Raw genomic sequence first — 18,579 nt, 5'->3', positions numbered from 1 at the left:
GTCAGTCGTCTCCGACCGTCCGTGCGTCCCGAAGCGCGACCACTCGCCGGGCTTCCTCGATGGCCGCCTCGAAACCATCGTCCGGGTATGCCATGACATGTGCTGTGGCCAGCGCGTGCTCACGAACCCCGGGGTCCGGCGCATCCGTCGCCGCGTCGACGACGGACTCGGCGGCGGGGCCGAGCATCGCGATCGCCCGGCTCAGGCTTCGCTGGAGCTCACGATCTCCGCGGCCGAGGTTGCGAGCCAGGTCGCGGGCGAGTGCGGGGTGCTCACTCTCCGGCGCGAGGCCTGCCGCGGTGCGCCACGCCGCCTTCGCGACTTCGACGTCGTCGTCACGCAGCAAGTCCACGGTGATCGCTGACCAGGCACGCCGGTCGCCGAGCTTCGAGAGGCTGTGCAGGGCCTGGCTCCGGGCCTGAGCAGTCGTCGAGTCGAGCTCGGGCAGCAGGAGATCGACGGCCTTCGTCCGATCCTGGCGGGTGATCGCCCATGTGAGCATGTCCCGCACGTAGAAGTCGGGCTCGACCGAGCACCGCTCGATGAGCACCGGCAGGTACGCGTCGTCCGTGTGGATCCCTGCAGTGAGCGCCGTCTGCAGCCTGACTGATGCGTCCGACGTGCTCAACGCTCTGCGCAGCCGGCTCTCGGGGGATGTCATGTTGTCTTGGGTCATGAGGACCACCTCCACATCCCACTTCACACCTTGTCAGCGTGTCAAGGTCAAGACGGGAACAAGACGCAGTTCCGAGGTGCCTCGAAAGTGACCAGCGGATCAGGCCGATTCATGCGAATGGGCCGACCTGTACGCCGGGTTCTGTTCCGGGGTTCTTCGCCCCTTCGACGGCCATCTCTCTCGGCGACACGTTGCCGTGGCACTCTAGCGGTCTACCCGAGGACTCGGCGAGCCGCGTCATCATCCTCTGTCTGACCTTGCTCCGGACGAGGTTTACCTGGCGGGCCATGTCACCATGGCCCCCGGTGGTCTCTTACACCACCCTTTCACCCTTACCCCTTGCGGGGCGGTCTATTCTCTGTGGCACTTTCTCGCGGATTGCTCCGGGTGGGCGTTACCCACCGTCCTGCCCTGAGGAGCCCGGACGTTCCTCGGTGCGGTCACCCGCCACGCGGCCGTCCAGTCGACCCATTCGCACTCCCAGTCTACTTCTCGGGAGGCCATTCCTACTTCTCGGCGGACTCTGCGATCCGGAGGTCCAGGGGCACGTCGATCGGGAAGGACCCGAAGAGGCGGGTCGTCGCGACCGCGGCCGCTTCACGCACGGCCTCGGCCGCCGCTTCTGCGTGCTCCTGCGGAACGTGCAGGATGACCTCGTCGTGCAGGAAGAAGGCCAGGTGCGGTGCCTGCGCGAAGGGACCGGATGCCGCGGCCGTGGTGAAGCCCTCGGGGATCTGCTGCAGGCGGTGACGGATCTCGGCGAGCCAGATCAGCGACCACTCGGCGGCAGTCCCCTGCACGACGAAGTTCCGGGTGAATCGCCCCCAGTCACGCGCCCGGCGCCGAGCGAGCGCCACGACTGCCGGATCGGCATCAGCGCCGGTGGCATCGGCCTGCAGACGCATCCACTCCACCGAGGGTCGGGGCGATGATCGGCCGAGCCAGGTGGACACGATGCCGCCGTCCTCGCCCGTGCGCGCCGCCGCGTCGACGAGCGCCATGGCGCGCGGATACACCTTCCTCAGCCGTGGAACGAGCCGCCCACTGTCGCCGGTCGTGGCGCCGTACATCGCACCGAGCACCGCGTACTTCGCCTCCTCCCGCGTGGCCACCGCTCCGGAAGCGACGACGCCGGCGTACAGATCGCTCCCCCGCGCCGCCCGCGCCATCGCCTCGTCGGAGGCCATCGCAGCGAGCATCCGCGGCTCCAGCTGCGCGACGTCCGCCACGACGAGAGTCCATCCAGGGTCGGCACGCACCGCAGGGCGCAGACTGCGCGGAAGCTGAAGCGCGCCTCCGCCGGCAGAGGCCCAGCGCCCGGTGACCACGCCACCGGGGATGTACACGGGACGGAACCGCCCGTCGTGCACCCACTCGGCGAGCCACGCCCAGCCGTTGGCACTGAGCAGCCGAGAGAGCTTCTTGTACGCGAGCAGCGGTTCGACGACCGGGTGGTCGTGCTCGGCGAGCTCCCACCGGCTCGTGGACTCCACCTGCACCCCGACACGATGCAGCGCCCTGAGCAGCTTCTGCTGACTGTCGAGGTGCAGTGAGGGGTCGCCGAGGAGTTCCCGCACTCGATCGCCGAGCTCGACCATACGACTCGGCGTTCCACCGGCGACCGGACGCGTGCCCAGCGTGTCGGTCAGGATCGCATCGTGCACGCCCTCGTCCCAGGGCAACCCCGCGGCCCGCATCTCCTCGGCGATGAGTCCGCCCGCCGACTCCGCCGCGCACAGCAGCGTGAGGCGACCATCCGGCGCCGCAGCGATCGTCTCCCGCTGCGCCCGGTACTGACCGAGGGCCGTGACGATCGGGTCCTCTCCGCTCGTGTCGTCGAACACGTCGAACAGCGACGGCGCCGCAACGGTCGGCTCACGCCGCTCCCACTCGTGCGACGCGGGAAGCGGGGTCGGCACCGCAGAGGTGTCGCGCAGGATCGCATGGCACAGCACCAGATCATGGCTGCGAGAGATCCGCACTCCGTCGCCGAGGAGGAGGGCGTAGGTCTCCGCGGCGGTGCGCATGATCCAGCGCGGAGCGTCGGAGGTCTCCGCGGCGTGGACCCATGCGGACAGCTCGTCGGTGCGCAGAGACGTGCGGTTCTGCTCTTCGTCGTCGGCGTCGAGCTCGATCGCGACGTACTCCTGTGCGCCGACGGAGATGAGCGCGATGCGGCGTTCGATCCCCGACGCCGGCGCTGTCATCGGCGGCGGGCGCGGGCACCGCTCATGCGAGCCCGGATTCCTCGGTGCGCACGAGGATGCAGCCGCACTCGGGGCAGGAGACCACGAAGTCGTCCGCCGCGCGGCGGATGTCGTTCAGATCGGTGCTGGGAAGCAGGATGCGGCATCCTTCGCAGGTGCCGCGGGTGAGAAGAGCCGCGCCGGCACTGTTCGTCGCGCGACGGGAGTACTCGGCCAGGAGTTCCGGCGAGACGCCTTCGGCCACGGCCGCTCGATCGCGGGCGAGCTGCGCACCCAGATCCGTCGCCGCGGCGACATCTGCCTTGGCCTGGGCGGTGAGCGCCGACCCCTCGGCGGTGGTCGTCTCCAGGAGAGCCTGCTGTGCGGCGACTGCGGCCTCCGCCTCTTCGAGCCGCCCCATGACGTCGAGTTCCGCGTCTTCGAGGTCGCTCTGCCGCCGGGCGAGGCTCGCCAGCTCGTGCTCGAGCGCCTGCGCGTCCTTCGAGCTGGTCGACGCGGCGAGTCGCTCGGCGTCACGGTTCCGGCGCGCCTCGACGACCGCGACATCGGACTCAAGGCGCTTCAGCTCGGTGCGCACATCGTCGCGAGTGCCGGTGAGGGTCGTCAGCTCGCGGAGCTGCTCCTGGCGGATGGCGACGAGCTCGGTGATCCGCCCCGCCTGGCTCGGCTTGGTACGGGCACGCTCGGCCTGCGCGATGCGCCGGTCGAGGTCGGCGATGTCGAGCAGGGTGCGCTGGTTCTCGGGGCTGGCGTTCACGCTCTCAAATCTAGTCGCTGCGCCGACATCCGCCCATCAGCTCACGTCGCCGTCGACGTAGTACCACTGCCGGTCCTCGCGGACGAAGCGGCTGCGCTCGTGCAGGGAGCCCCGCTCGGCGCCCTGCCGCCAGATCGCCTCGAACTCCACGATGCCCTGGTCATCGAACGGACCGCCGGCCACGCGATCGAGCACGAGCAGCCGCAGCCACTCGAGATCCGGCTCGAAGTCGATCGTCCGCGGCCTCGATGTCGGATGCCAGGTGCGCAGCAGGTGACCCGCATCGTGGCGCCCGAACGCCGTGTACCGCGACCGCATCAGGCGCTCCGCCGTCGGAGCGGGGGCGCCGCGCAGCAGTGGACCACAGCAGCCGCCGAACACCTCGCCGGACGAGCACGGGCATCGCATCGCGTCGTCGATCACCACGTCATCCGACGCCATGTCCGTCTCTGCTGTCATTCCCTCAGCGTACGCTCGGAGGAAACGCAACGGAGGAGTCACGATGACCACTGTCCCCACCTTCACCGCCCACAACGGCTTCGCACTCCCGGCGATCGGGCTCGGCACGTATGCGCTCAACGGCGATGCCGGAGCGGATGCCGTCACAGGGGGCATCGAAGCGGGGTACCGGTTGATCGACACGGCCTTCAACTACGAGAACGAGGGTTCGGTCGGCCGAGGAGTTGCCGCATCCGACGTCGACCGCTCGGAGATCATCGTCACCACGAAGCTCCCCGGACGCCACCACCCGTCTGCGAAGGCGCGCACCAGCATCGAGGAGAGCCGTTCGCGTCTCGGGCTCGAGGCGACGGACCTGCACCTGATCCACTGGCCGAACCCGAGCCAGGACGAGTACGTCCAGGCCTGGGCTGCGCTCGTCGACGCGCAGGCGCGCGGCGTGGTCCGGCAGATCGGCGTCTCGAACTTCCTGCCGGAACACCTGGAACGCATCGAGCGCGAGACCGGTGTGCGCCCCGTCGTCAACCAGATCGAGGTGCACCCGTACTTCCCGCAGGAGGAGCAGCTCGCCTACCACCGCGAGCACGGCATCCTCACCGAGGCATGGAGCCCTCTGGGACGCGCCAAGGAGCTGCTCGACGAGGCAGTGATCCATGAGGTCGCCGCCGCGCACGGCGTGACACCGGCGCAGACGGTCCTCGCATGGCACGTCGCCCGTGGCACGGTGTCGATCCCCAAGGCGTCGTCCCGGGAGCACCAGGTCGCGAACCTCACGGCGGCCGAGATCGTGCTCGGCGATGCCGAGGTGGCAGCGATCACCGCACTCGGGCGCCCCGACGGACGGCTGTTCGACGCCGACCCGAGGACCCACGAGGAGTCCTGACCCGCGTCTGGTCAGACGTTCTGCGTCCCCAGCACCCGCAGGAACTCGAGTTTGCTCGCTGCCTCGCTGCCCGGCGCCGCCGTGAGCACGATCAGCGCCTGGGACTCGTCCTCGGTGAACAGCGCCTGACAGTCGACCTCGATCTCGCCGAGCTCGGGGTGCACCATCACCTTGTGCTGCTCGAACCGGCGGCTCACCTCGTGCGCGTCCCACAGCTCGACGAACTCCGGACTCCGCGCAGTGAGCGCCGAGACGATCTCGCCTGCCCGTGAACGCGCCCCCATCACACCGTGGGCCGCACGCAGCGACCCGACGAGCGCACGAGCCTGTCTCGCGTGGTCGGCCTCGCGATACCGACGCCGCTCGTCGTCGGGATAGGCGAACCACCGGTAGATGCCACTGCGGTCGAGACCGGTGAGCGTGCTCGCGTCGCCCACGAGCGCGCGGGAGGCGTCGTTCTGCACGAGCACCTCGTCGAGAAGCGAGACGACGAAAGCCGGGGTGTCGTGCAGCCGGTCGAGCACGCGGAGGATGCCGGGGCGCACGTAGTCGGTGACATGTGCTCGGTCGGGTGCGCTGTGTCCGCAGAGTCGGAACAGGTAGTCGCGCTCGTCCTCGGTGAGCCGGAGTGCGCGCGCGAGCGCCGCGAGGATCTGCACGCTGGGTTGCGGACCCCGCCGCTGTTCGAGGCGGGTGTAGTAGTCGGTCGACATGGTCGCCAGCTGCGCGACCTCCTCGCGGCGCAGGCCCGCCGTGCGACGCCGCGGCCCCGTCGACAGCCCGACGTCGGCGGGCGTCAGAGCATCACGGCGGCGGAGGAGGAATTCGGCCAGTGCATCACGGTCCACCCCCGAAGTATCTCCCGGCGGCGTGATCCGATCCAGGGAGCGCCCGTCCCTGGATGACCGCTCTCTGGAGGGAGCTCGCCGTCGCTCGGATGCTGAATCCATGGACATCAGCGGAAACACCATCTTCATTCCCGGCGCGACCAGCGGCATCGGCCTCGCTCTCGCTCTGCGCCTGCACGAACGCGGCAACACCGTCATCGTAGGCGGACGCCGACAGGACCGGCTCATCTCGATCGCCGCGGAGCATCCCGGCATCCACACGGTCCGGATCGACACGACGGATGGGCGCAGCATCGATGAGGCCGCGCAGCTTGTACTCGCCGAGCATCCTGCACTCAACGTGCTCGTCACGATGGCCGGCGTCATGCGCGCCGAGGACTGGACCACGCCTTCCGGATTCCTGGAGATCGCGGAAGAGACGGTCGCCACGAACATCCTCGGTCCGATCCGCCTCATCGCCGCGTTCATCGACCACCTGCGTGCGCAGCAGGACGCCACGATCATGACCGTGTCGTCGGGGCTCGCTTTCGCCCCGCTTCGTGTGACGCCCACATACAACGCCAGCAAGGCCGCGATCCACATGCTCAGCGAATCACTGCGCCTGCAGCTGGCGGGGACGAGCGTCTCTGTGCTCGAGCTCGAGCCGCCGGCGGTCCGTACGCAGCTCATGCCGGGTCACGAGGACAACGAGGCAGCGATGCCGCTCGACGAGTTCATCGACGAGGTGACGGCACTGATCGAGTCACAGCCGCACCCCACCGAGATCCAGGTCGAGCGGGTGAAGTTCCTCCGCTACGGCGAGGCTCGGGGCGACTACGACCAGGTCGTCGCGACGCTGAACCGGACCGACCCGCACGGACGCTGAGAGCGAGGGGCTGCCGGTTCGCGCCGGCGTCCCCTCAGCGGCGCAGATCGGCCGCGGCCGTCTGCAGCGCATCCGCGGACTGACGGAGCAGCCCGAGCTCATGGTCCGAGAACGAGGTGTTACGGATGGGCACGGCACCCTTCGCACTCACGATCGACGGCACGGACAGCGCGACCCCGTCGAGACCGTGGAAGTCGCGCAGCACGGTGCTCACGGGCATCACGGCGTGCTCGTCGCGCAGGATCGCCTCGACGATCCGCGCGCTGGACAGACCGATCGCGTAGTTGGTCGCGCCCTTGCCCTGGATCACCTTGTACGCGGCGTCTCGGACGTCGACCGCGATGTCCTGGAGCTCATCAAGGGTGAATCGTGGGTGCCCAGGCGTCTCCCACTCGAGGATCGGGACCGTGCCGATCGTCGCCCGCGACCACAACGGGAACTCCGTGTCGCCGTGCTCGCCGATGATGTGCGCATGGACGCTGGCCGTCGACACTCCGGCGCGCTCTCCCAGCTTCCACCGCAGCCGGGAGGTGTCGAGCACGGTTCCGGATGCGAAGATCCGCTCGGGCGGAAGACCCGTCTCCTCCTGCGCGATCACGGTGAGCACATCGCAGGGGTTGGTGACGATCACGTAGACGGCGTTCGGCGCGACCGCGAGCAGATCCGGCATCATGCGACGGATGATGCCGGCGTTGACCTCGGCGAGCTCGATGCGGGTCTGTCCCGGCTTCTGCTTCGCTCCGGCGGTGATGACCACGACATGCGACCCCGCGGCCACCGAGATGTCGCTGCCGCCGACTATGTCGCTCGAACCGGTGAACTGCGTTCCGTGGGCGAGGTCGAGCACCTCGGCCTCCACCTTCTCGGTCGCGATGTCGTAGAGCGCGACGTGTCGGGCCGACCCGCGGATCAGCGCCGCGTAGGCGACACTCGATCCCACGCTTCCCGCACCGACGACCGTGAGCTTCGAGTTCTCGATGATCTCCATGCGCTCAGTCTTGCAGTGCCGGGCGCCGATCCGGGAGGGGTGGCGCCGGGAGATCTCAGAGCGCTGCGGCGACGGCGGCGGCCGCGGTGGCGTGCGTGAACCGGAACCCCGTGCGCTCGAGCACCTGAGGGCGCACGTCCGCGTCCGGGAGCAGCAGAGACTCCGCCGCATCGCCGAGTGCGAACCGGAGTGCCCAGGTCGGCACCGGCAGCCAGAACGGACGGTGCATCCGGGCCGCGAGGGCACGGCCGATGTCGTTCGCGGAGGCAGGAGTGGGCCCCGTCAGATTGACGGGACCGGCGATCTTCTGGTCCAGCACGTGACGGATCGCCGCCACCTCGTCGTCGAGTGAGATCCACGGCCAGATCTGCGTGCCGCGTCCGAGCGGGCCGGAGACGCCGAACCTGGTCAGCTGGATGAGGGGCTTGAGCACTCCGCGCCGGTGGATGACGGGCGCCGTGCGCAGCAGCGCGACCCTGGTGTGGTCCTCGGCCTGGCGCGCCTCGGCCTCCCAGCGCACGGTGAGGTCGGCCAGGAACGTCTGACCAGCAGTGGAATCCTCCGTGAGCACCTCGCCGGGAACGGACCCGTAGTAGCCGACAGCGGACGCCGACACGAGGGCCGGGGCTTCGGAGCGCAGAGAACGCAGAGCGGTCGTGATCGTCCGCGTCGCCTGCAGACGAGAGTCGACCAGCTCACGACGGTACCCCTTTGTCCACGGCAGCCGCCCGACACTCGCACCGCCCAGTGCGACGATGGCTTCGGCCCCGGCGAGCACGTCCGGATCGAGGGCACGCTCCCCCGGTGCCCATTGCGCCTCGGCGTCGGACCGCGGAGCCCGGCGGACGAGTGCGGTCACCTCGACGCCGTCGGCGCGGAGCGATGATGCGAGGGCGGACCCGATCAGTCCCGATGCCCCGCTGATGACGATGCGTCGCGCCATTTGTGAGAACTCCCCGTCCCTGATCATCGAGTCTTGCCGTGGGTCCGAGGGTACGCGCTCGAGGCTCGAGGAGCTGCGGGCCTTGCGCCGATCGCTCGCGAAGGGTAGGTCCGGTGCTCGATTCCTTCCCCGTCTGTCGCAGTCAATCGGCGCGTCGGTAGTGCGTCCAGATAGCTCCGTTCCGGAGCGGCGTCGCCGAGATCAGCGCGAGCCGTCGCGTGCTCGGCAGTCCGCTCTCGTAGAGGGTCGGTCCGTGACCGACGATCCGGGGCTGGACGAGGAACCGGTACTCGTCGACGAGGCCGAGCCGGTCGAGTTCGGCAGCCAGAGAGATGCTGCCGAGCAGCACCCCCGCCGGTGTCTCGTCCTTGAGCTTCTGCACACCCGCGCGCAGATCTCCGGCGATGCGGTGGCTGTTCGCCCAGGGGAAGACCTCGCGGGTGGAAGACACCACATACTTCGGCTTGGCGTCGAGCTTGAGCGCCCATTCCCGCATCGTGGAGTCCGCTTCCACGTCTCCACGAGCGACCGCCGGCCACGCACTCTCCATCATCTCGTAGGTCGTGCGACCCCACAGCATCGCGCCTGACTCCTCCATGAGCTGAGTGAAGAGGGGATGGGTCTTCTCATCGGCGATGCCCTCCCGATGGTCGACGCAGCCGTCGAGGGTGACGTTGATGCTGAAGGTCAGGAGTCCCATGCGGGGAGCATAGGACTGCGACGCGGCGACCGCCAGGGTTCGAGGTGGTGTGGGCCCTGCCGGGATCGAACCGACCACATCCACGGTGTAAACGTGGCGCTCTACCAGCTGAGCTAAAGGCCCTGGTGCACCCAGTGTATCGGCCACCCGATGCGCACCCTGAACGGAGTCGGGTAGCCGGAAAGAGCAACCCGTCACGAACGCTGCGTCCGTTTTAGACACGAAACGCAGGCTCCTCTGTCGCCAAAACCTTCGCGGTGAACCTATCCTCCGAAGGCTGCCAGCGTAAGTCCAGCAGCGATTGCAACGGCTCCATCGGCAACCTTGTCCACTACCCATGCACGGACTTCGCGAAATCTTTCGGTCGCGGTCGCCCGGTCGGAGGCAGACTCAAGTGCGTTGACTTCGTCGAGCGTCTTCGCCACTGCTTCTTGATCTGAAGCCCTCGCGAAATCTGCAAGTTCCCGTAGCGCTTCGGGAACCGACGGAAGCACGATCTGGTTCTGCGTGATGTCTCCATCGACCTTCGCTTTATGTCCCATCGATCCGACTTGACCGTTGTTGACATACTCTTGCTTACCCAAATCAAAGGTCCCTTCTTGAACGTAGATGATCGGGGCTCCCGAATTGGAAGTCGCGATCACTGGAGCGCTGGGAACGGCCGGCGATTCGGTCGCATGTGAACCCTGCAGCGGTAGTGATTGGCGTATCAGATCGACTTGAGAACCACCATGATGCGTCCGGACGACGTCCCGGTTTAGCCCGGTCAGACGAGGTGGAAGTCTGGGAAAGTAGTAGCTTGGGAATGGAGCCATACGTGCCGGAACGTCATCCCAAACGTGCATCCAGAGCTTCTCATCGTTCATCGTCATGTCGGTCGTGATTTGGTCGGTTGCGTTCGAGATCGAATCAATGTAGGTGTCGGCGTCACCATTACATAGAGCCACAACGGCGCTGAGCCAGCGAGATGCAGCGTTGCGGACACCACCGAGCTGCGTCATCGCTTCGGCTGCCTGGGTAAATTGTCCGAGGGCAAGGTGGCAGAAGATCGCCTGCGCTGCCACAGCGCCGTCTCGGCGACCACCCTCCGCGGCGCGAAGAGCCTCCCGATAGTCACCGCGGAGCATGGCTGTCAGCGTAAAGGCCAGGGCGGCTGACTGCTTCGTTAGCGAATCCTGCACGCTTGCCGCATAGCTTGCGACCTCCATCAATCGATCGATCGCCTCATGCTGGAACGCAAGAAATGTCGCCTCTTCAAGGAGTCTGTCGATTAGCTTTCCCGGGCCCCCTTCTCGATGGCGCGCAAGCATCACTTCAAATGCGCCTGCGAAATTCCCAGTGCGATCGAGGATAAAGGACTTTAGTCGAATCAGGTAAACATCGGCGGGCCGGGAAATAGATGCAGACGCCTCATCGATCAACCTAAGCGCCATTTGGGCTTGGCCTCGAAGAAACAACTGTTCGCTGATCGCCACCACAACGCGCTCCGGTTCGCGAGCGCATCGATCTATCGCTCGCTTCGCGAGAGAAATCAAGAACGCATCGGTTTCCACTCGGACCGCGATACGCGTGTACGCCATCCAAAAAGCGAGCGGCGTCTTCGCTTGAGAAGCGAGTCTGGCATGCCGCAGAGCCGTGTAGTCGTCACCCTCGGCTCCCCGCGCTTCAAGCAGCTGGGTTAGAGCAGCGCGCAGAGGCTCAAACCCCTCGTCGTCGTGATCCAGGGCGGCCAGCAGGATCGGGATGCGTTCTCGGGCCACGGCCGCGTCTGTCAGGTCGATCTGAGAGCCGCGATAGGCGCGAAGCAAAAGGCCCCGATACTTGCCAGCAATAGCGTCGACCATATCGTCGCGCCCCGCCTCGCGATAGTGGTGCCTCGCCTCGACGAAGTAACCGCCCGCCGTATTCGCGTCGCGATACGCCGAAGCGTCAATTCTCTTGGCGAAAAAGTCAGCGGCGCGTGCGTGCGCCGTTACATGCCTTCGTTCGAGCTGCACCAATCTGCCGGACGTAAGTTGGCGAACGACGGGGTTGAGTTCGTACCAGGCGTTCGAGCGATCAAGAATAAAAGACAGTGCTAACCTGTTCCTAGCATTCTCCCAATTGTGAATCGTCGCACCAGCTGCCCTGATCGCCTCGATCCGAAATGGGCGACGGAAGACAGAGAGATTCTCCGCCAGCGTGACCGACTCTGGGTCCAGCCTTCCAAGCGACTGGTGCCAAAAATCGCGTTCGAGTCGTGCCGTGAGTTGAGCAGATCGAGGGGTATGTCGTAGCTCCCACGACTCCCGATCGCGCTCGATCATCTCTTCCAATGGCTGGCCGATGAGGCACGCCACGAAAGCTCGCATAGCCCGTGGGTTGTTCCCCAACCAGACCGACACGTCGACCAATAGGGCTTCGTCGAAATCGTCGAGCTTCTGCCGCTCCTCAAGCATCGTGCGAAGTATGTGAACGCCTTGCTCGCTCCCAAGCTGGCCCATGGTGCGGTACTGCGATCGCTCTGTCCACTCGTCTGGGCTCGGCGAACGAGAGGAGACGATGCAGACTCGTCCCGAATGCACTGAAGCAAGCTTCGCAAGCAGTCGTCGCAGATCGACGGAGAGCACGATTCCGTCGGCATCCAGTTGCGTCTCAAAATTATCCAACACGAGGAGAAGACCCTCGTCCTGAACCGCGCGCACGATGTCGTGCTCCCAGTCGCCACTGTCGCCGACATCCTTAATGCCTGCCATCTCAATCTCTGAGACGACGCTGAGAAGAAACTCCTCGTATAGCGCTCCTTCCACGAGCGTTACGAGCACCTTGGGACCGCTCCATGCTTTGAAGTAGTTCCGAACCGACGTCGTCTTCCCTACCCCTGCGAAACCTTCAACGATGGCTAGCGGAAACTCGGCCTTCCACCCGTCGAAGAGCCAACCAACAATCTCTTGCACGCGACTAGCCACGAATCTCCGTATCCTCAGGTCTGAAGACAGTATGGCGCACACCGACAGACGACACAGAGGCGCCGCGACGGAACGATTACCGAGGCGAGGGAGCAGGACCACTTTCTAGGTGGGCCCTGCCGGGATCGAACCGACGACATCCACGGTGTAAACGTGGCGCTCTACCAGCTGAGCTAAAGGCCCTGGTGCCCCCAGTGTATCGGCCACCCGATGCGCGACTGTGTCGTAGAAGAGGGATAGGCTGATTCCGGCGCGCGTTGTGCACAGCTGACAAGGCTGCCCGTGTCGCTTCCCGTTTCCTTGGCATGACCTGCCAGCTTGACGAAAGGTTCGCCCCGTGACCGTGCACGACCAGGATCCTTATTCCCAGGGCCCACTCGACAGCGATCCGGAGGAGACCGGCGAGTGGCAGCAGTCCCTCGACGAGCTGGTCGATGCCAAGGGCCACGGCCGAGGCCGCGAGATCATGCTCAGCCTGCTCAAGCGCTCGAAGGAGCTGCACCTGGGCGTGCCGATGGTCCCGACGACGGACTACATCAACACGATCGCGTCCGAGAACGAACCCGAGTTCCCCGGTGACGAGGAGATCGAGCGCCGCTACCGCGCCTGGATCCGGTGGAACGCCGCGATCACGGTGCACCGTGCGCAGCGCCCGGGTATCGGCGTCGGCGGTCACATCTCGACCTACGCCTCGTCGGCGGCTCTGTACGAAGTCGGCTTCAACCACTTCTTCAAGGGTGCCGACAACCCGGGCGGCGCCGACCAGATCTTCATCCAGGGTCACGCCTCCCCCGGCACCTACGCCCGCTCCTTCCTCGAAGGACGCCTGAGCGAGGACCAGCTCGACGGCTTCCGCCAGGAGAAGTCGCACGCGCCGCACGGCATCCCCTCCTATCCGCACCCGCGCCTGATGCCGGAGTACTGGCAGTTCCCGACCGTGTCGATGGGTCTCGGCCCGATCAACGCGATCTACCAGGCGATGTCGAACAAGTACCTCGAGAACCGTGGCATCAAGGACACGTCCCAGTCGCACGTCTGGGCGTTCCTCGGCGACGGCGAGATGGACGAGGTCGAGAGCCGCGGCCAGCTGCAGGTCGCCGCCAACGAGGGCCTCGACAACCTGACCTTCATCGTCAACTGCAACCTGCAGCGCCTCGACGGCCCGGTGCGCGGCAACGGCAAGATCGTCCAGGAGCTGGAGTCGTTCTTCCGCGGCGCCGGCTGGAACGTCATCAAGGTCGTCTGGGGCCGTGAGTGGGACGACCTGCTCGCCCGCGACACCGAGGGCGCTCTGCTCAACCTGATGAACGTCACCCCCGACGGTGACTACCAGACGTACAAGGCCGAGTCCGGTGCGTACATCCGCGAACACTTCTTCGGCCGCGACGAGCGCGCCGCCGCCCTCGTCAAGGACTACTCCGACGACGACATCTGGAACCTCAAGCGCGGTGGCCACGACTACCGCAAGGTCTACGCCGCGTTCAAGGCAGCGACCGAGCACAAGGGCAAGCCCACCGTCATCCTCGCGAAGACCGTCAAGGGCTACGGCCTCGGTCCGCACTTCGAGGGCCGCAACGCGACCCACCAGATGAAGAAGATGACGCTGGACAACCTCAAGACGTTCCGCGACGCGATGCACATCCCGATCACGGACGCGCAGCTCGAAGAGAACCCGTACCTGCCCCCGTACTACAACCCGGGACCCCAGGACGAGACGATCCAGTACATGCTCGAGCGCCGCAATGCGCTCGGTGGCTTCCTTCCGGAGCGCCGCTCGACGCACGTCGGGCTGTCGCTGCCGGACGACACTGCGTACGCGCTTCCCAAGAAGGGTTCCGGCACGCAGGAGATCGCCACCACCATGGCTTTCGTCCGTCTGCTCAAGGACCTGCTGCGTTCGAAGGACTTCGGCCACCGCATCGTGCCGATCATCCCGGACGAGGCGCGCACGTTCGGCATGGACGCGTACTTCCCCTCGGCGAAGATCTACAACCCGAACGGCCAGCACTACACGTCGGTGGACCGTGAGCTGCTCCTCGCCTACAAGGAGAGCCCGCAGGGCCAGATCGTCCACGTCGGCATCAACGAGGCCGGCGCACTGGCGGCCTTCACCGCCGCCGGAACCTCCTACGCCACGCACGGCGAGCCGCTCATCCCGGTCTACATCTTCTACTCGATGTTCGGCTTCCAGCGCACGGGCGACGCTCAGTGGGCGGCCGGAGACCAGATGGCCCGCGGCTTCATCATGGGCGCCACCGCCGGTCGCACCACCCTCACCGGTGAAGGCCTCCAGCACGCCGATGGCCACTCGCATCTGCTCGCCGCCACCAACCCGGCGACGATCTCGTACGACCCGGCCTACGGCTACGAGATCGCGCACATCGTGCGCTCCGGTCTCGAGCGCATGTACGGCGGCAACCACGAGGACCCGAACGTGATGTACTACATCACGCTCTACAACGAGCCGATCGTGATGCCCGCCGAGCCGGAGAACGTGGACGTGGACGGTATCGTCCGCGGCATCCACCGCATCTCGGTCGGCGAGGGCGACGGCCCCCGCGCGCAGCTGTTCGCGTCGGGTGTCGGACTCCCCTGGGCTCTCGAGGCCCAGGAGCTGCTGAAGAACGACTGGGGTGTGATCGCCGACGTCTGGTCGGTCACCTCCTGGACCGAGCTGCGCCGCGACGGCCTCGCCGCTGACGAGCACAACTTCCTGCACCCCGAGGCGGAGCCCCGCACCGCGTATCTCACCGAGAAGCTCCAGGGTGCCGAAGGTCCGGTCGTCGCGGTCAGCGACTTCATGCACGCCGTGCAGGACCAGATCCGCCCGTGGGTCCCGAACCGCTTCGCCACGCTCGGCGCCGACGGCTTCGGCTTCTCGGACACCCGTGCAGCTGCTCGTCGCTTCTTCAAGATCGACGGCCCGTCGATCGTCGTCCGCACGCTGCAGTCGCTCGCCGAAGACGGCAAGGTCGACCGCTCGCTCGCGGCGCAGGCGATCGAGAAGTACCGTCTGCACGACGTGAACGCCGGCACCAGCGGCAACGCGGGTGGCGAAAGCTGAGCCCTCAGTGACAGGTTCTTCTCCTTCCGGCATGGACAAGGCCGCGACGCTCACCTGGCTGCGCCGGATCTCCGGTGACATCGCCTCGGTGACGATCAAGCGCCTGGAGGACACCCTCCCGTGGTACGCCGACATGCCACCAGCCCGCCGCTCCGCGGTCGGGCTGGTGGCCCAGGCGGGAATCACGTCGTTCATCCAGTGGTACGAAGACCCCAACTCCACGCCGTGGATCGCGGCAGACATCTTCGCCGCGGCACCGCGTGAGCTGCTGCGCAGCGTCAGCCTCCAGCAGACACTGCAGCTCATCCGGGTGACCGTCGAGGTCACCGAGGAACGCGTCGCCGGCAGGGGGAACGATCTCCGCGAGGCGATCCTGCTGTACTCCCGCGATGTCGCCTTCGCGGCAGCCGACGTGTACGCCAGAGCCGCAGAGGCTCGAGGCCTCTGGGACGCGCGTCTCGAGGCGCTCGTCGTCGACTCCATCCTCACCGGAGAAGCCGACGAAGAGCTCCCGAGCCGGATCGCGGCACTCGGCTGGCACGGCCACGGCGAGGTCGCCGTCCTGGTCGGCACCACCCCTCCGCAGTTCGACGTGGACCTCGTCCGCCGAACGGCCAGGAAGCTCGCCGTCGACGTGCTCATCGGCGTTCAGGGCTCTCGTCTCGTCCTCGTCCTCGGGCGCGCACGCGCCGAAGGAGCTGAAGGGGAAGAAGAGGAGCTGGGGTTCCAGGAGATCGCGACCCGGCTCGAGCCGTCGTTCGGACCGGGTTATGTCGTACTCGGGCCCGCTGTCGCGGCACTCGTCGACGCGAGCCAGAGCGCGCGGGCAGCCCTCGCCGGGTTCGCGGTCGCCCGTGCCTGGCGCAGCGCACCCCGTCCGGTCGAAGCCGACGACCTGCTCCCGGAACGAGCCCTCGCCGGAGACCCGCTCGCGAAGCAGACGCTGATCGAGCGCATCTTCCGTCCCCTGCAGGCGCACTCCACAGACCTGGTCACCACACTCTGGAGCTACCTCGACAACGGGCGCTCGCTCGAGGCGACGGCCCGCGAGCTCTTCGTGCACCCGAACACCGTGCGCTACCGACTCAAGCGCGTGAGCGAGGTCATCGGGTGGGATGCCACCGGTCCCCGCGAGGCGCTCATCCTGCAGACCGCGCTGATCCTCGGCTCCATCGGCACGGCGGAGCAGGTGCGGCGACGAGCCCCGCTTCGGCGACAGCAGCGCTGATACCCGGCCGATCTGTGCGCCACACACAAGGGTTTCTCGCAATCTTGTGATGGATCATCCACCGCTCTGCCGCAATCGTTGGCAGACTGGGTGGGTGATTGTCGTCGTATGCCCAGGTCAGGGCTCGCAGACCCCCGGTTTCCTCGCTCCTTGGCTCGAGCTCGACGGAGTGGCCGAGCGCCTCGCCGCGTACTCGGATGCCGCAGAGGTCGATCTCCGCGAACACGGCACGGTGTCGGATGCCGATACCATCCGTGACACGCGCATCGCGCAGCCGCTCATCGTCGCAGCGTCCCTGATCGCCGGTGACGCACTCGTCCAGAAGGCGGGACGCCGCGCCGACGGCATCGCCGGACACTCGGTGGGCGAGATCGCGGCGCTCGTGGGCAGCGATGTGATCGACGCCGAGACCGGCATGCGCCTCGTCGGCATCCGCGGTCGCGCGATGGCCGATGCCGCAGCGCAGGAGCAGACCGGCATGAGCGCGGTTCTCGGTGGCGATGAGGAAGCCCTCCTCGCACGACTCGCCGAACTCGACCTCGCCCCCGCGAACTACAACGGCGGTGGACAGATCGTGGTCGCCGGCGCGCTTCCTGCCCTCGCAGCTCTCGCCGAGGAGCCCCTCAAAGGCACGCGCGTGATCCCCCTCCAGGTCGCCGGTGCGTTCCACACCCGCTACATGGCCTCGGCCGTCTCGGCCCTCCGCGATGCGGTCGCCGATGTCACGCCCGCGAACCCCGACATCACGCTGTGGACCAATCGTGACGGCTCTGCCGTCGCTGACGGCGCTCAGGCGCTCAGCTACCTCGTCGACCAGGTCTCCTCCCCCGTGCGCTGGGACCTGTGCATGCAGTCGTTCTCCGACGCCGGCGTCACCGGTGTGATCGAACTCGCTCCCGCTGGCGCCCTGGTCGGACTCGCCAAGCGCGGCCTCCGTGGCGTGCCGACCGTTGCTGTGAAGACCCCCGAAGACCTCGATGCAGCCGTCGCGCTGCTGAACGGAGAAGCCGCATGAGCGTCACCCTCGCCCAGGTCACCGGCCCCGCCTACACCCGCATCTACTCGTACGGTGCCGCCCGCGGTGAGAACGCCGTGCCGAACGAAGACCTGATCGGGCCGATCGACTCCAGCGACGAGTGGATCCGCCAGCGTACCGGCATCATCACTCGTGCCCGTGCCGACAAGGGCACCGACGCCATCGACCTCGCCACCACGGCCGCAGCCGAGGCCATCGAGAAGTCGGGCGTGCCGGCCGATCAGGTCGACCTGGTGATCGTCGCGACCATCAGCAACCCGAAGCAGACCCCCTCGGTCTCGGCCATCGTCGCCGACCGCGTCGGTGCGAATCCGGCCGCCGCCTACGACATCAACGCGGCCTGCGCCGGATACGCCTACGCGATCGCCCAGGCCGACGCCCTGATCAAGGCCGGAGCAGCCCGCTACGCACTGGTCGTCGGCACCGAGAAGCTGTCCGATGTCGTCGACCCGACCGACCGCAGCATCTCGTTCCTCCTCGGCGACGGGGCGGGTGCCGCACTGATCGGCCCGAGCGACACGCCGGGCATCGCCCCCGCTGTCTGGGGCTCCGACGGCTCGAAGGCCGACGCCGTGGGCATGAACGGCACGCTGACCGACTTCCGCGACGGCGTGGTGCCATGGCCGACCCTGCGCCAGGAGGGCCAGACGGTCTTCCGCTGGGCCGTGTGGGAGATGGCCAAGGTCGCACGCGAGGCGCTCGACCGGGCCGGCGTCGAGCCCGCCGACATCGCCGCATTCATTCCGCACCAGGCGAACATGCGCATCATCGACGAGTTCGCGAAGCAGCTGAAGCTGCCGGAGACCACGGTGATCGCCCGCGACATCGAGACCACGGGCAACACCTCGGCGGCGTCGATCCCCCTGGCGAGCCACCGTCTGATGGCCGAGCACCCCGAGCTCTCGGGCGGTCTCGCCCTGCAGATCGGCTTCGGCGCCGGACTCGTGTTCGCCGCACAGGTCGTCGTCCTTCCCTGA

15 protein-coding genes, 2 tRNA genes and 1 other RNA gene are annotated in these 18,579 nt (G+C 67.1%); 6 read left to right on the top strand and 12 right to left on the bottom strand.

Annotation, left to right across the window (positions count from 1 at the left end; genetic code table 11):
• Nucleotide 1: 1 nt before the first annotated feature.
• From GZ67_RS0112370 to GZ67_RS0112355, 5 genes are all read right to left on the bottom strand, one after another.
• Nucleotides 2-676, bottom strand: coding sequence for a HEAT repeat domain-containing protein (locus tag GZ67_RS0112370; RefSeq protein WP_036303296.1), 675 nt, complete (start codon nt 674-676; stop codon nt 2-4).
• Nucleotides 677-790: 114 nt separating this feature from the next.
• Nucleotides 791-1,147: RNase P RNA component class A (rnpB, locus tag GZ67_RS20200), an RNA gene on the bottom strand.
• Between the two features lie 35 nt (nt 1,148-1,182).
• Nucleotides 1,183-2,883, bottom strand: a complete 1,701-nt coding sequence (locus GZ67_RS0112365; RefSeq protein ID WP_029261799.1) for a bifunctional 3'-5' exonuclease/DNA polymerase — start codon at nt 2,881-2,883, stop codon at nt 1,183-1,185.
• A gap of 22 nt (nt 2,884-2,905) precedes the next feature.
• Nucleotides 2,906-3,640: a zinc ribbon domain-containing protein gene (locus GZ67_RS0112360; protein WP_029261798.1), complete on the bottom strand. Its 735-nt coding sequence runs from the start codon at nt 3,638-3,640 to the stop codon at nt 2,906-2,908.
• A gap of 36 nt (nt 3,641-3,676) precedes the next feature.
• Nucleotides 3,677-4,099: a YchJ family protein gene (locus tag GZ67_RS0112355; RefSeq protein WP_029261797.1), complete on the bottom strand. Its 423-nt coding sequence runs from the start codon at nt 4,097-4,099 to the stop codon at nt 3,677-3,679.
• Between the two features lie 43 nt (nt 4,100-4,142).
• Between GZ67_RS0112355 and GZ67_RS0112350 the strand changes: the two genes are divergently transcribed.
• Nucleotides 4,143-4,982 (top strand): aldo/keto reductase, encoded by an 840-nt coding sequence (locus GZ67_RS0112350; RefSeq protein ID WP_029261796.1) that lies wholly within the window; start codon nt 4,143-4,145, stop codon nt 4,980-4,982.
• Nucleotides 4,983-4,993: 11 nt separating this feature from the next.
• Here GZ67_RS0112350 and GZ67_RS0112345 read toward each other — a convergent pair whose 3' ends face one another.
• The gene (locus GZ67_RS0112345) at nt 4,994-5,830 is read right to left on the bottom strand and encodes a helix-turn-helix transcriptional regulator (RefSeq protein ID WP_029261795.1); all 837 of its coding nucleotides are present in this window, start codon (nt 5,828-5,830) and stop codon (nt 4,994-4,996) included.
• A gap of 100 nt (nt 5,831-5,930) precedes the next feature.
• Between GZ67_RS0112345 and GZ67_RS0112340 the strand changes: the two genes are divergently transcribed.
• Nucleotides 5,931-6,695 carry an SDR family oxidoreductase gene (locus GZ67_RS0112340; RefSeq protein WP_029261794.1) on the top strand — a complete coding sequence of 255 codons (765 nt, stop codon included), beginning with the start codon at nt 5,931-5,933 and terminating at the stop codon, nt 6,693-6,695.
• Nucleotides 6,696-6,729: 34 nt separating this feature from the next.
• Here GZ67_RS0112340 and GZ67_RS0112335 read toward each other — a convergent pair whose 3' ends face one another.
• The 6 genes from GZ67_RS0112335 to GZ67_RS0112310 form a co-directional block, all read right to left on the bottom strand.
• Nucleotides 6,730-7,683 carry an L-lactate dehydrogenase gene (locus GZ67_RS0112335; RefSeq protein ID WP_029261793.1) on the bottom strand — a complete coding sequence of 318 codons (954 nt, stop codon included), beginning with the start codon at nt 7,681-7,683 and terminating at the stop codon, nt 6,730-6,732.
• A 55-nt stretch (nt 7,684-7,738) separates the two neighbouring features.
• On the bottom strand, nt 7,739-8,626 hold the full coding sequence (locus GZ67_RS0112330; protein ID WP_029261792.1) for a TIGR01777 family oxidoreductase: 888 nt from the start codon (nt 8,624-8,626) through the stop codon (nt 7,739-7,741).
• A gap of 142 nt (nt 8,627-8,768) precedes the next feature.
• Complete coding sequence (locus GZ67_RS0112325; RefSeq protein ID WP_029261791.1) at nt 8,769-9,326, bottom strand: dihydrofolate reductase family protein; 558 nt, start codon at nt 9,324-9,326, stop codon at nt 8,769-8,771.
• 50 nt (nt 9,327-9,376) lie between these two features.
• Nucleotides 9,377-9,449 (bottom strand) — tRNA-Val (locus GZ67_RS0112320).
• A gap of 140 nt (nt 9,450-9,589) precedes the next feature.
• Complete coding sequence (locus GZ67_RS0112315) at nt 9,590-12,274, bottom strand: hypothetical protein (protein WP_136025718.1); 2,685 nt, start codon at nt 12,272-12,274, stop codon at nt 9,590-9,592.
• Nucleotides 12,275-12,384: 110 nt separating this feature from the next.
• Nucleotides 12,385-12,457, bottom strand: a tRNA-Val gene (locus GZ67_RS0112310).
• A 154-nt stretch (nt 12,458-12,611) separates the two neighbouring features.
• Between GZ67_RS0112310 and aceE the strand changes: the two genes are divergently transcribed.
• The 4 genes from aceE to GZ67_RS0112290 all read left to right on the top strand — a co-directional run bounded on the left by aceE (nt 12,612) and on the right by GZ67_RS0112290 (nt 18,579).
• Complete coding sequence (aceE, locus tag GZ67_RS0112305) at nt 12,612-15,338, top strand: pyruvate dehydrogenase (acetyl-transferring), homodimeric type (protein WP_029261789.1); 2,727 nt, start codon at nt 12,612-12,614, stop codon at nt 15,336-15,338.
• Nucleotides 15,339-15,369: 31 nt separating this feature from the next.
• Nucleotides 15,370-16,566, top strand: a complete 1,197-nt coding sequence (locus GZ67_RS0112300; RefSeq protein ID WP_029261788.1) for a PucR family transcriptional regulator — start codon at nt 15,370-15,372, stop codon at nt 16,564-16,566.
• Between the two features lie 94 nt (nt 16,567-16,660).
• Entirely contained in the window at nt 16,661-17,581 is a 921-nt protein-coding gene (locus GZ67_RS0112295) for an ACP S-malonyltransferase (RefSeq protein WP_029261787.1), read from the top strand.
• On the top strand, nt 17,578-18,579 hold the full coding sequence (locus GZ67_RS0112290) for a beta-ketoacyl-ACP synthase III (RefSeq protein ID WP_029261786.1): 1,002 nt from the start codon (nt 17,578-17,580) through the stop codon (nt 18,577-18,579). The genes GZ67_RS0112295 and GZ67_RS0112290 overlap by 4 nt, the downstream gene beginning before the upstream one ends.

This window comes from Microbacterium sp. Cr-K20 (assembly GCF_000708325.1).
GTDB lineage: Bacteria > Actinomycetota > Actinomycetes > Actinomycetales > Microbacteriaceae > Microbacterium.
Note: the sequence above shows the minus strand (reverse complement) of the source record. Positions and strands in the feature narration are given on the sequence as shown.